Source organism: Streptomyces sp. cg40 (assembly GCF_050320165.1).
GTDB classification, from domain to species: Bacteria; Actinomycetota; Actinomycetes; order Streptomycetales; family Streptomycetaceae; genus Streptomyces; species Streptomyces hokutonensis.
In genome coordinates this window covers 2,271,625-2,287,195 of the sequence record NZ_CP190128.1, presented here as the reverse complement: position 1 = coordinate 2,287,195, position 15,571 = coordinate 2,271,625, and the positions used below count along the sequence as shown (strand labels likewise).

The 15,571-nt window shown below is 71.7% G+C and carries 13 protein-coding genes; 12 read left to right on the top strand and 1 reads right to left on the bottom strand.

Annotated features, from left to right (window positions below):
- Positions 1 to 157 precede the first annotated feature (157 nt).
- The 7 genes from ACQHII_RS10055 (at position 158) to ACQHII_RS10025 (ending at position 10,394) form a co-directional block, all read left to right on the top strand.
- A complete protein-coding gene (locus tag ACQHII_RS10055; RefSeq protein ID WP_381241248.1) occupies positions 158 to 1,306 on the top strand; it encodes an ROK family glucokinase in 1,149 nt (382 codons plus the stop codon).
- On the top strand, positions 1,303 to 1,884 hold the full coding sequence (locus ACQHII_RS10050) for a sugar kinase (RefSeq protein ID WP_427918957.1): 582 nt from the start codon (positions 1,303 to 1,305) through the stop codon (positions 1,882 to 1,884). Before ACQHII_RS10055 ends, ACQHII_RS10050 begins: the two co-directional genes overlap by 4 nt.
- A gap of 98 nt (positions 1,885 to 1,982) precedes the next feature.
- Positions 1,983 to 4,817: an SNF2-related protein gene (locus ACQHII_RS10045; protein WP_427918956.1), complete on the top strand. Its 2,835-nt coding sequence runs from the start codon at positions 1,983 to 1,985 to the stop codon at positions 4,815 to 4,817.
- Positions 4,818 to 5,887: 1,070 nt separating this feature from the next.
- Positions 5,888 to 7,402 (top strand): SWIM zinc finger family protein, encoded by a 1,515-nt coding sequence (locus ACQHII_RS10040; protein WP_427925272.1) that lies wholly within the window; start codon positions 5,888 to 5,890, stop codon positions 7,400 to 7,402.
- A gap of 174 nt (positions 7,403 to 7,576) precedes the next feature.
- The gene (gene pcaC, locus ACQHII_RS10035; protein ID WP_427925271.1) at positions 7,577 to 8,869 is read left to right on the top strand and encodes a 4-carboxymuconolactone decarboxylase; all 1,293 of its coding nucleotides are present in this window, start codon (positions 7,577 to 7,579) and stop codon (positions 8,867 to 8,869) included.
- 70 nt (positions 8,870 to 8,939) lie between these two features.
- Complete coding sequence (locus tag ACQHII_RS10030; RefSeq protein ID WP_427918955.1) at positions 8,940 to 9,584, top strand: MBL fold metallo-hydrolase; 645 nt, start codon at positions 8,940 to 8,942, stop codon at positions 9,582 to 9,584.
- 30 nt (positions 9,585 to 9,614) lie between these two features.
- Complete coding sequence (locus tag ACQHII_RS10025) at positions 9,615 to 10,394, top strand: exodeoxyribonuclease III (RefSeq protein ID WP_427918954.1); 780 nt, start codon at positions 9,615 to 9,617, stop codon at positions 10,392 to 10,394.
- A gap of 29 nt (positions 10,395 to 10,423) precedes the next feature.
- Here ACQHII_RS10025 and ACQHII_RS10020 read toward each other — a convergent pair whose 3' ends face one another.
- Positions 10,424 to 11,665 (bottom strand): lipase, encoded by a 1,242-nt coding sequence (locus ACQHII_RS10020; protein ID WP_427918953.1) that lies wholly within the window; start codon positions 11,663 to 11,665, stop codon positions 10,424 to 10,426.
- 175 nt (positions 11,666 to 11,840) lie between these two features.
- Here ACQHII_RS10020 and ACQHII_RS10015 point away from each other — a divergent pair, with 175 nt between their 5' ends.
- The 5 genes from ACQHII_RS10015 (at position 11,841) to ACQHII_RS09995 (ending at position 15,537) form a co-directional block, all read left to right on the top strand.
- Positions 11,841 to 12,248 carry a DUF6278 family protein gene (locus tag ACQHII_RS10015; RefSeq protein WP_427918952.1) on the top strand — a complete coding sequence of 136 codons (408 nt, stop codon included), beginning with the start codon at positions 11,841 to 11,843 and terminating at the stop codon, positions 12,246 to 12,248.
- A gap of 112 nt (positions 12,249 to 12,360) precedes the next feature.
- Entirely contained in the window at positions 12,361 to 13,104 is a 744-nt protein-coding gene (locus ACQHII_RS10010; protein ID WP_427918951.1) for an amino acid ABC transporter ATP-binding protein, read from the top strand.
- A gap of 17 nt (positions 13,105 to 13,121) precedes the next feature.
- Positions 13,122 to 14,027 carry a glutamate ABC transporter substrate-binding protein gene (locus tag ACQHII_RS10005; protein WP_427918950.1) on the top strand — a complete coding sequence of 302 codons (906 nt, stop codon included), beginning with the start codon at positions 13,122 to 13,124 and terminating at the stop codon, positions 14,025 to 14,027.
- A gap of 11 nt (positions 14,028 to 14,038) precedes the next feature.
- Positions 14,039 to 14,683: an amino acid ABC transporter permease gene (locus ACQHII_RS10000; RefSeq protein WP_427918949.1), complete on the top strand. Its 645-nt coding sequence runs from the start codon at positions 14,039 to 14,041 to the stop codon at positions 14,681 to 14,683.
- Positions 14,680 to 15,537 carry an amino acid ABC transporter permease gene (locus ACQHII_RS09995; RefSeq protein WP_427918948.1) on the top strand — a complete coding sequence of 286 codons (858 nt, stop codon included), beginning with the start codon at positions 14,680 to 14,682 and terminating at the stop codon, positions 15,535 to 15,537. The genes ACQHII_RS10000 and ACQHII_RS09995 overlap by 4 nt, the downstream gene beginning before the upstream one ends.
- Positions 15,538 to 15,571: the final 34 nt, after the last annotated feature.

The following is a 15,571-nucleotide window of genomic DNA, read 5'->3' as shown; positions in this document are numbered from 1 at the left end:
CATGGCGGGTTGGGCTGGCGCCCGCTATAGCGCCCCTTTTAGGGGCGCGGGGAACTGCGCGACCAGCCACAACGCACTCGCACCAGACAACGATCCGCACCCCCCTTCACGCCCCCGCACAGCACCTAGCGTCACGGTGAGGCAGAATCGGGCCTTGATGAGCACCTACGGCAACTTCAGCGCCCCCATAGGCTCCCGCCGCGCGCCCGCGCTCCGAACTGTCGGCACGCGCGAGCGCAGGTCGCACCTGACGGCCCCCCGCGTGCCCACGGTCGGTATCGACATCGGCGGCACCAAGGTCATGGCGGGCGTCGTGGACGCCGACGGCAACATCCTGGAGAAGCTCCGCACGGAGACCCCGGACAAGTCCAAGAGCCCCAAGGTCGTCGAGGACACCATCGTCGAACTGGTCCTGGACCTGTCCGACCGGCACGACGTGCACGCGGTCGGCATCGGCGCGGCCGGCTGGGTCGACGCCGAGCGCAACCGCGTCCTGTTCGCGCCCCACCTGTCCTGGCGGAACGAGCCCCTCAGGGACCGCATCACGAGCAGGCTCTCCGTGCCGGTCCTGGTGGACAACGACGCCAACACCGCCGCCTGGGCCGAGTGGCGCTTCGGCGCCGGCCGCGGCGAGGACCACCTCGTCATGATCACGCTCGGCACCGGCATCGGCGGCGCGATCCTGGAGGACGGCCAGGTCAAGCGCGGCAAGTACGGCGTCGCCGGCGAGTTCGGCCACATGCAGGTCGTGCCCGGCGGCCACCGCTGTCCGTGCGGCAACCGCGGCTGCTGGGAGCAGTACAGCTCCGGCAACGCGCTGGTCAGGGAGGCCCGCGAACTCGCCGCGGCCGACTCCCCGGTGGCCTACGGGATCATCGAGCACGTCAAGGGCAGCATCGGCGACATCACCGGACCGATGATCACCGAGCTCGCCCGCGAGGGCGACGCGATGTGCATCGAGCTGCTCCAGGACATCGGCCAGTGGCTCGGCGTCGGCATCGCCAACCTCGCCGCCGCCCTCGACCCCTCCTGCTTCGTCATCGGCGGCGGGGTCTCGGCCGCCGACGACCTGCTGATCGGCCCCGCGCGGGACGCGTTCAAGCGGCAGCTCACCGGCCGCGGCTACCGCCCCGAGGCCCGCATAGTGCGCGCCCAGCTCGGCCCCGAGGCCGGCATGGTCGGCGCCGCCGACCTCGCCCGGCTGGTCGCCCGCCGCTTCCGCCGCGCCAAGCGCCGCCGGGTCGAGCGGTACGAGCGCTACGAGCGGTTCGCCGAGTCCCGGCGCGGCACCCAGGACACCGCATGATCGCATCGCTGCCCCGCCAGTCCGTGCCCCGGGACGAGCCGCCCCGGCCACCCGAGGACCCCCGCCACAAGGCCCGCCGCAGAGCGATCACCCTGCTCATCATCGTGCTGCTCATCGGCGTACCGGCCGTCTACCTGGCGATCTCCGCGAACCAGAGCCGCAACAGCGGCAAGGACAAGGAGGCCAAGTACTCGGCGACCGGCCTCACCGTGGGCTGGCCCTCCAAGGTCCAGCGCCGCCTCTACCAGGTACCGGTCCCGCACCCGGCCGAGGAAGTCGCCTTCTACGAGACCAACAACTGGAAGACCAGCCGCCTCTACGTCCAGTTCCAGACCTCCGAGGCGGGCCTCGACACCTTCCTCGCCGGCATAGGAGTGGACCGGGACACGCTGAAGAAGAACGACATCACCATCAGCGACCGCGACCAGAAGATCACCGGCTGGAAGTTCACCCGCCCCGGCCCCTGGTGGGGCGTGGTCAACAAGCAGAAGGACCCGGCACCCACCCAGGACGTCGTGGTGAACCTGTCCGATCCGGCCCTCCCCATGGTCTACGTCGTCTCCCGCACGGTTCCCTAGCGGGGCCGCCCCGGCCGGTCGCCGGGGCCGATTGTCAGACCCCGCCCGTAGAGTCGAAGACAGCTGAGACGACTGACGGGCGGGAGGTGACAGGACGTATGACGGACACGGCACTCATGGAGCAGATCTCCGTACGGCTGGCCGCGGTCTTCCTGCCGTCCCCCGTCGTCCCGCGCGAGGGCCGCGTCGCCTTCTGGGACCCCGACGGCGAGCGGGCGCTCCCCGAGGCCGAAGAGGGCGTGGAACAGACCGAGTTGACGGTCGTACGACGACAGGGCGCCGCGGTCCGCCGCAGGTCCGCCCCCGCGCTGACCCTGCCGATCGAAGCGGCGCTGCCCCTCCTCGTGCGCGCCCGCCGCGACCCCGCGGCCCATCCCGCCACCGCCTGCTGGGGGGCCGCCGCCCTGCACGCGCTGCGCCTCGCGGCCCGCGGCCGACTGCTCCCCGGCCTCACCGCCACGGGCCACGACGCCTGGCGCGCGGGTCCCCTGGAGCCCGAGGACATCGCACACGTCCGCGCGGTCGCGGCGGCCCTCCCGTACGAGGGCCACGCCGTCCCGCTGCCCGGTCCGGGCCCGCTCCGGCTGCCCGAGCCCGAAGCGCTGATGCGGTCCTTCCTGGACGCGGTCGCCGACACCCTGCCCCGCACCCCGGCCGCGCCGTACACCTCCGGGATGCCCTTCGCGGCCCGCCCGCCGCAGCGCCTGCGCGACGCCCAGGACTGGGCCGCCGAGGTCGCCGCCGGCATGGACGCGGGCGTGCGGATCTCGCTCCGCCTGGACCTCTCGGCCTACGACCTGTTCGACGACGGCGGCCGGGTGCGCAGCGCGGGCGCGGCCATCGTTCAGGTGCACAGCCTCGCCGACCCCACTCTCGTGGTCGACGCGGCGGCCCTGTGGGCGGGCACGGCGGACAGTGCCTTCGGCCCCCGCGCGCGCGTGGACGCCGCGCTGGCCGTCCGCCGGGCCGCCCGCGTCTGGCCCCCGCTGGACCGCCTCACCGAGCAGGACGTGCCCGATGTACTCGCCCTCTCCGAGGAGGAGTTGGGCGATCTGCTCGGCATCGCGGCCACCCGGCTCGCGGCGGCCGGAGTCGCCGTCCACTGGCCCCGGGACCTGGCGCAGGACCTGACGGCGTCCGCCGTGGTCCGGTCGGCGCCGGGCTCGGCGACCGACGGCACGGGCTTCTTCGAGAGCGAGGAACTCCTCCAGTTCCGCTGGCAGTTGGCGCTCGGCGGCGACCCGCTCACCGAGGCCGAGATGGACGCCCTGGCCGAGGCCCACCGTCCGGTCGTACGGCTGCGGGACCAGTGGGTCCTGGTCGACCCGGCCCTCGTCCGCAAGGCCCGCAAACGCGAACTGGGCCTGCTCGACCCGGTCGACGCGCTGTCCGTCGCGCTCACGGGCACGGCGGAGGTCGACGGCGAACAGGTGGAGGCCGTCCCGGTCGGCGCGCTGGCCACCCTGCGCGACCGCCTGACGGCAGGCATCCAGCCCGCCGAGCCCCCGCCCGCCCTTCAGGCCACCCTCCGGGACTACCAACTCCGGGGCCTGGCCTGGCTCGACCTGATGACCTCCCTCGGCCTCGGCGGCTGCCTCGCCGACGACATGGGCCTCGGCAAGACCATCACCCTCATCGCCCTCCACCTGCGCCGGGCACACCGCGACCCCACCTTGGTGATCTGCCCCGCCTCCCTCCTGGGCAACTGGCAGCGGGAGATCACCCGCTTCGCCCCCGGAGTCCCCGTCCGCCGCTTCCACGGCACGGACCGCACCCTGGAGGACCTGACCGGCGGCTTCGTCCTCACGACGTACGGCACGATGCGCTCGGCGGCGGCGACGCTCGCCCAACAGCCGTGGGGCATGGTCGTCGCGGACGAGGCACAGCACGTCAAGAACCCGTACTCGGCGACCGCGAAGGCCCTGCGCACGATCCCGTCGCCCGCGCGCGTGGCCCTGACCGGCACTCCGGTAGAGAACAACCTCTCCGAACTCTGGGCCCTGCTGGACTGGACGACCCCCGGACTCCTCGGCCCCCTGAAGTCCTTCCGCGCCCGGCACGCGCGCGCGGTGGAGAACGGCGAGGACGAGGAGGCGGTGACCCGACTCGCCCGCCTGGTCCGCCCGTTCCTCCTGCGCCGCAAGAAGTCCGACCCCGGCATCGTCCCCGAGCTGCCGCCCAAAACGGAGACCGACCACCCGGTCCCGCTCACCCGCGAACAGGCCTCGCTCTACGAGGCGGTGGTACGGGAGTCCATGCTGGCGATCGAGACCACGGAGGGCATCGCGCGCCGGGGCCTCGTCCTCAAGCTCCTCACGGCCCTGAAGCAAATCTGCGACCACCCGGCTCTGTACCTCAAGGAGGAGCACACGGCGGCACAGGCCGGCGGCGACCGCCTCGCCGCCCGCTCCGGCAAACTCGCCCTGCTGGACGAGCTGTTGGACACGCTGCTGTCGGAGGACGGTTCCGCGATCGTCTTCACGCAGTACGTCGGCATGGCCCGCCTGATCACCTCCCACCTGTCCGCCCGCGCGGTCCCGGTCGACCTGCTCCACGGCGGCACACCGGTACCGGAGCGGGAGCGCATGGTCGACCGCTTCCAGGCCGGCGCGACCCCGGTCCTGGTCCTCTCCCTCAAGGCGGCCGGCACCGGCCTGAACCTTACCCGCGCGGGTCACGTCGTCCACTTCGACCGCTGGTGGAACCCGGCGGTCGAGGAACAGGCCACGGACCGCGCGTACCGCATCGGCCAGACCCAGCCGGTCCAGGTCCACCGCCTCATCACCGAAGGCACGGTCGAGGACCGCATCGCCGAAATGCTCGAATCCAAGCGGGCGTTGGCCGACGCGATCCTCGGCTCCGGAGAGTCGTCCCTGACCGAGCTGTCGGACCGGGAGCTCTCGGACCTGGTGCGGTTGCGGAGGGAGTCGTGACGGGAGTGGAGGGCAGCGCGCCGGGTGCGGGCGAAATGGAGCGCGAAGCGGAGCGCGACGTAGAACTCGCGGTGGGCGAAGGCGAGTCGGGGCGGACGCGGCCCGCACCGGGCGCGAGTGAAGGGCCCGAGCGGCCGGCCGCGCGCCCCGCCGACCTGGCACGACAAGCGCTGCGCGCCGCGCGTGAACGTCGGGATCGGGCGCCGGAGAAGCCCGCGGGGCCTGCGGCGGCTCCTGAGGAGCCGGTGGTCAACACGCTTGGGTCGGCCGGTTCCGAGGGGTCGGTCCGCCGCGAGCCGCGGCCGGCCGGTTCCGAGGGGTCGGTGTCCCGCGAGCCTGGGCCGACCGGTGCTGGGGGGTCGGTGTCCCGTGCGGCTGTGTCATCTGGGTCCGAGGTGCCGGTGTCCCGTGCGGCTGTGTCGGCTGGTCCTGGGGGGTCGGTGTCCCGTGCGCCTGGACCATCTGGTTCCCGGGCGTCGGCGTCCCGCACGCCTGGGGCATCTGGTTCCGAGGCGTCGGTGTCCCGTGCGGCTGTGTCGGCTGGTCCTGGGGAGTCGGTGCCCCGCGAGCCTGGGCCGACCGGTGCTGGCGGGCCGGTGTCCAGCGCGCCTGGGCCGACCGGTCCCCAGGCGTCGGCGTCCCCCGCTCCCGTGGTGACCGGCGACGAGGACACGACGGTCACCGCACCCCCGGCCACCGATCCCTCACCGCCCGCCCCACGCCCCGGTGACGCAGCCCGCGCCGCGCTGCGTGCCGCCCTGCCGGTCCGACGCGAGGCGACCGCAGCGGCAGCCACCGAGGGCACCCGTACCGAACCGGATGCTCCCGAACCCGTAGAACAGCAAGGTCACCACTCGGCACCCCCCGCTCCCGCCCCCGGCGACCGTGCCTCCGACCAGCCGTCCGCCCGTCCCGCCGACCTCGCCCGCGAGGCACTGCGCGCTGCCCGGCGGGAGAGTCAGCAGGCCCGGACCGACGTAGGGAACAAGGGAGTTGAGTCCGCGCCCCGACCACCCCGCCGGACCTCCAGCCCCGCCACCCCCTCAGGCGCCTCTCGACCCCGCTCCCACGTGCCCGGCGGGATCGAGGCCAACCGGGCGCGCGCCGTACGGGACTTGCTCGCCGGTGCCTTCCGGATGCCCGAGGGCGACGACCCCATCACGGAGCCGCCCGCCGACAACGCCCCAGAAGAACAAGCGAGTTGGAGCCAACGGACGCAGGATCACACCGAGCTCCGCATCACGGCCGCAACCCTCAACTCCAACTCCAACTCCAACCCCAACGCCATCCCCATCCCCATCCCCACAACCCCCACCACCATGGCCGCCCCCACCCGCGACGGCGACCTCCGCCGCACCTTCCCCGCGTTCCCGCCGAAGCCGTCGAAGGACACGCACTTCGCCGAGACCTGGTGGGGCAACGCCTGGGTCACCGCGTTGGAGGAAGGCGCCCTGGACGCGAAGCGGCTTGCGCGCGGGCGGGGTTACGCCGAGAAGGGCCACGTCGACGCGATCACCGTGACGCCGGGGCTCGTGCTCGCGTATGTGCAGGGCAGCCGCCCGCGCCCGTACCGCGTACAGGTGCGGTTGCGGACGCTGGACGACGCCGACTGGGACCGGTTCCTGGACGCCGCCGCCGACCGGCCCGGGCACATCGCCGCGCTGCTCGACAAGGAGATGCCCAAGTCCCTTGCCGAGTGCGGGGTTCCGTTGCTGCCGGGGCCTGGTGATCTGGACCCGCACTGCAGTTGCCCCGACATCGGGCACCCCTGCAAGCACGCCGCCGCCCTCTGCTACCAGACCGCGCGCCTCCTCGACGCCGACCCCTTCGTGCTGCTCCTGCTGCGCGGCCGGGGCGAACGCCCGCTGCTCGACGCGTTGTCCCGCCGCAACGCGACCCGGGCCGCCCGCGCCGCCCAGGACCGGGAACCGGCCCCGCTTCCCGGCGTGCGGGCCACGGACGCCCTCGCGACGGACCGCCGACTCCCGCCGCTCCCACCCCCGTTGCCCACGCCCCCGCACCCCGAGCAGCCTCCTGTGTACCCGGCTTCACCCGGCGGCCCGGACCCCTTCGCCCTCGACCAGCTGGCGACCGACGCCGCCGCCCGCGCGCACGCGCTGCTCAGCACCGGTCGCGATCCGGTCGGCGAGCTGACCCTGTGGCAGGACGCGGTACGCCTCGCCGCCGCCCGCCCGGGCTCGGGGCTGACCGCCACCACCCGCACCCTCTACGCCTCCCTCGCCAAGGCCACCGGACGCACCCCGGGCGACCTGGCACGCGCGGTCGCAGCCTGGCGGCAGGGCGGCATCGAGGGACTCGCGGTGCTGGAGGAGCCCTGGGATCCGCCGGCCGGCCGCTTCGACCGGGCCCGCCCGCTGCTCCTCGCCGCCGACCTCCCGGCCTTCCGCCCCTGGCACAACCACCTCACCCACCCCCACGGCCATGTCCAACTCCGCCTGGGCCGCGACGGGTTGTGGTACGCCTACGAGTCCGAACCAGGCCACGACGACTGGTGGCCCAGAGGCACCCCGGACCTGGACCCGGTCGGCGCACTCACGGGCCTGGGCGCCCCCGGTGAACTCTGAGCCGCAGCTCACCCGCCGCCCGCCGCCGCCCGCACTCCACGCCCCGCACCCCGCCCGATATCCAGTGAAGGCGATGTGAGGGTTCCCCACCGAAGTGTGGGAGCCGGGTGCGGAGACCGGGGGCCCCACGACCGGACCGTAAGAAACGGCGGTTACGTTGGAGCGGTGAGCGACATGAACAACAGCCCCGCCCTCCAGTACCGCTTCGACGGCCCCGAGGACGCCCCGGTTCTCATCCTGGGCCCCTCGCTCGGGACGACGTGGCACATGTTCGACCGCCAGGTGCCCGAGCTGGCGAAGCAGTGGCGGGTCTTCCGGTACGACCTGCCGGGCCACGGCGGCTCGCCCGCGCACCCGGCCGGCTCGGTCTCCGACCTGGCCGACCGGCTGCTCGCCACCCTCGACGCGCTCGGCGTGCAGCGCTTCGGCTACGCGGGCTGCGCGCTCGGCGGCGCGGTCGGTCTCGAACTGGTCCTGCGCCACCCCGAGCGGGTGGCCTCGCTGGCGCTGATCGCCGCCTCGCCGCGCTTCGAAACGGCGGACGAGTTCCGTCAGCGCGGGGTGATCGTGCGCACCAACGGGCTCGACCCCATCGCCCGCACCTCGCCCGAGCGCTGGTTCACGGGCGGTTTCGCGGCCACGCAGCCCGCGATCACCGAGTGGGCCGTACAGATGGTGCGCACCACCGACCCCGGCTGCTACATCGCCGCGTGCGAGGCGCTGGCCGCGTTCGACGTACGGTCCGAACTCGCCCGGATCGGTGTGCCGACCCTCGTCCTGGTCGGCTCGGACGACCAGGTCACCGGCCCCGCCGAGGCCCGCACGCTGGTCGCCGGCATCCCGGACGCCCGCCTCGCGGTCGTACCGGGCGCCTCGCACCTGGTCCCGGTCGAGCAGCCCGCCGCCGTCACCGACCTTCTGGTCCGGCACTTCTCCACCGCCTGGCAGCCGCCCTTCGACCAGTCCACCGGGCAGATGGCCATCGTGGCGCCCCCGGTCAGGCCGGTCCTCGCCGCGCCGCAGCAGGTGGTGCCCATCGCCGAGATCGCGCCGCCGCCTCCCGTACCGCCGCAGGTCATGGGCCGTCCGGATCCCTACGACGCCGGGATCAAGGTCCGCCGGGAGGTGCTCGGCGACGCGCATGTGGACCGGGCGCTGGCGCAGGCGGACGAGTTCTCCGGGGACTTCCAGGAGTTCGTCACGCGATACGCGTGGGGCGAGATCTGGGACCGGCCCGGCCTCGACCGGCGCTCGCGCAGCTGTGTCACCCTCACCGCGCTGGTCGCGGGCGGTCACCTGGACGAACTGGCCTTCCACACCCGCGCTGCGCTGCGCAACGGCCTCACCCCGGTCGAGATCAAGGAGGTGCTGCTCCAGGCGGCCGTGTACTGCGGGGTGCCCGCGGCGAACAGCGCCTTCAAGGTCGCCCAGCAGGTCATCCGCGAGGAGACGACCCCCACGGAGTGATCTTCAGCCGGGTACCGAAAGCACCAGCCTCGGCTGCCCGCGAGGCGCCGGGCAGCGGCAGGATGGACCCATGACGCTCACCACGCTCACCAAGAAGTCGCACGCCTGCATCCGCCTGGAGAAGGACGGCCGGACCCTCGTCATCGACCCGGGCACCTTCACCGAGGAGGACGCGACCGACGGCGTCGACGCGATCCTCGTCACGCACGAGCACCTCGACCACTTCAACGAGGACCGGCTGCGGGCCGGCCTGGAGGCCAGCCCGGGCGCCGAGATCTGGACCCTGAAGTCGGTCGCGGACCAGCTCTCCGCCGCCTTCCCGGGCCGGGTGCACACCGTCGGCCACGGCGACACCTTCACGGCGGCGGGCTTCGACGTCCAGGTGCACGGCGAACTGCACGCCGTGATCCACCCCGACATCCCGCGCATCACCAACGTCGGCTACCTCGTCGACGCCGGACGCGTCTTCCACCCCGGCGACGCCCTCACCGTCCCCGACCACCCCGTCGAGACCCTGATGCTCCCGGTCATGGCCCCCTGGAGCAAGATCTCCGAGGTCATCGACTACGTCCGCGAGGTCAAGCCGCAGCGCGCCTACGACATCCACGACGCCCTGCTCACGGACCTCGCCCGCCCGATCTACGACCATCAGATCGGCGCGCTCGGTGGCGCGGAGCACCTGCGGCTGGCGCCGGGGGACAGCGCGTCGGTCTGAGTGTCAGTGCCGTTCGGTAGGTTGTGAGGCATGCGCATCGCGACCTGGAACGTGAACTCGATCACCGCCCGTCTGCCGAGGCTCCTGGCCTGGCTGGAGAGCAGCGGCACCGACGTGCTGTGCCTCCAGGAGGCCAAGCTCGCCGAGGCGCAGTTCCCGTTCGACGAGCTGCGCGCGGCGGGCTACGAGGCTGCGGTGAACGCGACCGGCCGGTGGAACGGCGTGGCGGTGCTCTCCCGCGTAGGCCTCGAAGACGTGGTCAAGGGCCTGACCGGGGACCCCGGTTACGACGGCGTCCAGGAGCCCCGCGCCGTCGCGGCGACCTGCGGCCCGGTCCGCGTCTGCTCGGTGTACGTGCCGAACGGCCGAGAGGTGGACCACCCCCACTACGCGTACAAGCTCCAGTGGTTCGAGGCCCTCAGAGCGGCCGTCGCGGAGGACGCGCGCGGCAGCCGCCCGTTCGCGGTGCTGGGCGACTACAACGTGGCGCCGACCGACGACGACGTCTTCGACGTGGCCGCCTTCGAGGGCCTCACCCACGTCACCCCGGCCGAGCGCGCCGCCCTCACCGCCCTGCGCGACGCGGGCCTCTCGGACGTCGTCCCGCGCCCCCTCAAGTACGACCACCCGTACACGTACTGGGACTACCGCCAGCTCGCCTTCCCGAAGAACCGGGGCATGCGCATCGACCTGGTCTACGGCAACGAGCCCTTCGCGAAGGCCGTCACCGACTCCTACGTCGACCGCGAGGAGCGCAAGGGCAAGGGCGCCTCGGACCACGCACCGGTGGTCGTCGACCTGGACGTCTGACCGGACCGCACCGGACCCCGCCCGCCCGCTCAGCCCAGCGAGGCGAACCACCGTACGACGGCCCCCGTCGCCGCCTGCTGGGAACCCAGATGGCGGGAGCCGCCGTAGTCCGGAGTGCCGAGGTCGACGAGCGGTACGTCGACGCCCCGGGCCCGGAACGACGCCTGGCAGTGCTCGCTGTTGCCGTTCACGGCCTGTTCGTCGCCCTCGGCGTAGTACAGCCGCACGGGCATCTTCGGCGTCCAGCCCGTGCACACCCCGTCGGTGATCCGCAGCGCGGCGGCCAGTCCGCCCGTCGGGTGCTCGATGAGCGCCCGCCCGTGCCGGGTGAGCAGGGCGTCGACCGCGGCCGGGGTCTTCGCCACGACCTCCTGCCCGGTGTGCGTGCCGTCCAGCAGGCCCTCGATCGTGCGGGAGTACGGCGCGCGGAAGACCTCGCCCAGGCTGTCGTAGAGGTGATGGAGCCGGTTGAAGGAGACCAGGGCCAGCGCGGTGTAGATCACGCCGTCCTTCGCGTCCGCCCGTCCGTCCAGCAGGGACGGGAACGCCACGTCACGGAAGGCGTACGCACCGCTCACCGGCGCCACCGCCGTGACCCGGAAGCGCGGATCGGCCCCCTCCTGAAGGGCCCGGGTCAGCCCGAGCGCCGCCGACGCCCCCTGGGAGAAGCCGGTGGCCAGCACCTCGTGCCCCAACTGCCGTCCCACCGTGGGCGCGACGGAGGCCGCGGCCCGCAGCAGGTCCAGGGCGGCCGTCGTCTCGGACGGCACATCCATCCACGCCTGCCGCCCGGGGCCGAGGCCGAGCCCCAGGTAGTCGGGGAGTACGACGGCGAAGCCCGCCGACGCGTAGGTGAGGGCGGGCGCCTGGCTCCACACCTCGCTCGACACCGAGGCGACATCGCCCTTGAAGAGTTCCGTGCCGTGCGTGAACGACACCGTCCGCAGCCGCCGCTCACCACCGCGCGGGAACGTCAGCAGCCCGCTCGCGGTGGTCGGCCGCCCCTTGGCGTCCACCGTGCGGTAGACCACCCGGTACGTGTCCACGCCGTGGCGGACGCGTCCCGTGTACCAGTCCGGGCCGTCCTCATCACTCCTCAGCTCGGCGGTCACCTGTCGCGCGGACAGCGTCCGCAGGTGCGTCACCGACACCACCCGCCCCCGCCCCGCGTCGTGCGCGGTCTGCGCCGACGCGGCCGGAACCGCTCCCGCCGCCACGGCACCCGCTGACACCGAACCGCTCACCACCAGGGCTGCGGCAACCGAAGACATCACGATCATCCTGCCTGTCCGATGCATACTGCGACCGTACGAACAGGACATCGCACCCACCATCCGGCCAACCCGCGCTCGGGAGAGGGGCTTTCCCCCGCCGCGGCCGGGGTGCTGACACGCCACCCGCGACGCCCTGTGGTGCGTACGGCGGTCCGAATGACACGCTGTATGTATGAACATCCCTTTCCTGGGCGACCGGGCCGAGAAGCACCGTATCCATGACGCCGAGGGCATCGCCGAGCTGCTGGCCGAGTGCGAGCTGCTCCGTTCGCACGCCGCTCGGGAGGGCATCCAACTCGACGACTCCGCAAGCTCGTTGGAGGCACTCGACCAGCTGGTGCCGCGCTGGCGGGACGACGAGGAGACCGTGTCCTGGCTCGGCAACGACGCCGGTCTGTATCTCGGCACGGTGATCGTGCGCACGGTGGAGGGTGCCGCCTGGGAGATCCGGCCGGACGGCCAGCCCGTCGTACGGCTGGACTCCGGGCGCGAGTTCGACGTCGTGGCCTCCGGTCACGAGTGGGCCGCGAGCGGGGTGCCCGAGCTCTCGCAGCTGTACGCGGAGGTCTCCGAAGAGTAAGAGGGGCGTAAATACGGCTAATGCCCGAAAAGTGCGTGTCGTGCGTTAACTCCGGTCTTGTGTGGATAGTTTGCGGCAACCACGACACAGCTGAGAGTGAGTAGGGCTGGGCATGGCCGTCGATCCGTTGATCGAACTGCGGGACGTCAACAAGTACTACGGGGAGCTGCATGTCCTCCAGGACATCAACCTCACCGTCGGCAAGGGGGAGGTGGTCGTGGTCATCGGCCCTTCGGGGTCGGGAAAGTCGACGCTGTGCCGGGCGATCAACCGGCTGGAGACCATCGAGTCCGGGACGATCCAGCTCGACGGCCGGCCGCTGCCCGAGGAGGGCAGGGCCCTCGCACAGCTCCGCGCCGAAGTGGGCATGGTCTTCCAGTCGTTCAACCTCTTCGCCCACAAGACCGTGCTGCAGAACGTCTCGTTGGCCCAGATCAAGGTTCGCAAGCGCAAGCGGGACGACGCCGACCGGCGCTCCCTGGAACTCCTCGACCGCGTGGGACTCGCCTCGCAGGCGCCCAAGTTCCCCGCGCAGCTCTCCGGCGGCCAGCAGCAGCGCGTGGCCATCGCCCGCGCCCTCGCCATGGAACCCAAGGCCCTGCTCTTCGACGAGCCGACCTCGGCCCTCGACCCGGAGATGATCAACGAAGTCCTGGAAGTCATGCGGCAGTTGGCCCACGACGGCATGACCATGGTCGTCGTCACCCACGAGATGGGCTTCGCCCGATCCGCCGCGGGCCGCGTCGTGTTCATGGCCGACGGCCGCGTCGTCGAGGACCGCACCCCCGAGGAGTTCTTCACCAACCCGCGCAGCGACCGGGCCAAGGACTTCCTGTCCAAGATCCTCAAGCACTGAGCGGGGGAGTGCGATCCATGTTCCGTACGACCCGTGTGCTTCTGGTGCTGATCCTCGCGCTGCTCGCGACCGCCTGCGGCAAGGAGGGCAGCCCGCCCGTGAAGGGCCCGGCCGCCGAGAGACTCCCCAACTACCAAGTGGCACAAGGCTTTCAGCTCCCCGACTCCAAGACCTGGAAGCGGGCGAAGAAGCGCGGTTACTTCGTCGTCGGCGCCAAGGAGGACCAGCCCTACCTCGGCGAGAAGGACCCCGCGACCGGCACCTACTCCGGCTTCGACATCGAGATCGCCAGGATGATGTCGGCCTCCCTCGGCCTCGCCCCGAAGACCGTCCACTTCAAGACGATCGCCTCGGCCAACCGCGAAACCGCCCTGCAGAACGGCCAGATCGACTACTACGTCGGCACCTACACCATCAACGACATGCGCAAGAAACTCGTCGGCTTCGCCGGCCCCTACTACATGGCCGGTCAGTCACTGCTCGTCCGCAGCGACGAGCACGACATCCACGGCCCGCAGGACCTCGCCGGCAAACGCGTCTGCTCGGCGGCCGGATCGACGCCGTACCAGCGCATCAAGGACGACTATCCGAAGGCCCAACTCGTCGCCTACGACACCTACTCGGTCTGTGTCGACAACCTGCTCACCTACCAGGTCGACGCCGTCACCACCGACGACGCGATCCTCATCGGCTACGCGGCGAAGGTCCCCGACCAGCTCAAGGTCGTCGGCAAGCCCTTCTCGAAGGAGCCGTACGGCATCGGTGTCCCGCACGGCGACAACGCCCTGCGCTTCGCCCTCGACGACGCCTTGGAGGCCCGTGAGAAGAACGGCGACTGGAAGAAGGCGTACGAGGCGACGCTCGGCCTGTCCGGAGTGCCCGCGCCCACCCCGCCCGCGATCGACCGCTACCCGGCGAGCTGAGCGAGGCCGATGTGAACGTACTGACAGACAACTTCTCGACCTTCGGCGACGGCTTCCTCGGCACCGTCGAACTCACCGTCTACGCCTCGGTGTTGGCGCTCGTCCTCGGCTTCCTCATGGCCTCCTTCCGGGTCGCCCCGGTCGGCTCGCTGCGCGTGTTCGGCACGGTGTGGGTCACCGTCCTGCGCAACACCCCGCTCACCCTGCTCTTCTTCGCGGTCCTGCTCGGCCTGCCGCGCTTCGGACTCGTGCTGCCCTTCAAGGTGTTCGCGGTCCTCGCGCTCGGCTGCTACACCTCGGCGTTCATCTGCGAGGCGCTGCGCTCCGGCATCAACACCGTGCCCAGGGGACAGAGCGAGGCGGCCCGCAGCCTCGGGATGTCCTTCGGGCAGAGCCTCGGCCTGGTCGTCCTGCCGCAGGCGTTCCGCTCGGTGATCCCGCCGGTCGGCTCCACCCTCATTGCGCTCGCCAAGAACTCGGCGATCGCGGGCGCCTTCAGCGTCACCGAACTCCTCGGCACCTACCGGACGTTGAGCGAGCTCGGCTACAACATCGTCTGGACCTTCGTCTGGATCGCCCTCGGCTACCTGATCATCACCCTCGCCATCAGCGCGCTGTTCAACGCGCTGGAGAGGAAGTGGGGAGTCGCCCGATGACCACCGCCAACGCCCTCTACGACGTCCCCGGCCCCAAGACCCGCAAACGGCACCGCCTTTACGGCATCGCGTCCACCGTCGTCATCCTCGGCCTCCTCGCCTGGATCCTCTATCTCCTGTTCGACACCGACCAGTTCACGTACACGAAGTGGATGCCCTTCGAGTACAAGGGAATTCAGGAACTCCTGCTGCGCGGCCTCGGCAACACGCTCAAGGCCTTCGGGCTGGCGGCCGTACTGTCACTGGCACTCGGCACCCTGCTGGCCGTGGGACGCCTCTCGGACCACTGGCCGGTGCGCCGGCTCTCCACCCTCCTCGTGGAGTTCTTCCGCGCCATGCCCGTCCTGGTGATGATCTTCTTCATCTTCGTGGCGCTCAAGGTGCAGCCGCTGCCCGCACTGGTGGCCGGCCTCACCCTCTACAACGGCTCGGTGCTCGCCGAGGTCTTCCGCTCCGGTGTCAACAGCGTCGAACGCGGCCAGCGGGAGGCCGCGTTCGCGCTCGGCATGCGCAAGACCCAGGTGATGTCCTACGTCCTCGTACCGCAGGCCGTACGGGCCATGCTGCCCGCCATCATCAGCCAGTTGGTGGTCGCGCTGAAGGACACCTCGCTGGGCTATCTGATCACCTATGAGGAGTTTCTCCACGCCGGGAAGCTGATCGCGTCGAACCTCGACTACGATTTGCCGTTCATCCCCGTGGTGATGGTGATCTCGCCGATCTACATCGGGATGTGCATGCTGCTCTCCTGGTTCGCCGGTTGGGTGTCCCGCCGGGAGCAGCGCAGTCCCAGGACCGAGGCCGTGGACGTGGCCCCGGCCGAACCAGGGACGCTGCTGCCGCGGGTGCAGTAGTTGGAGGGCACTTGCCCGTCCGGCGGCAGCCGGA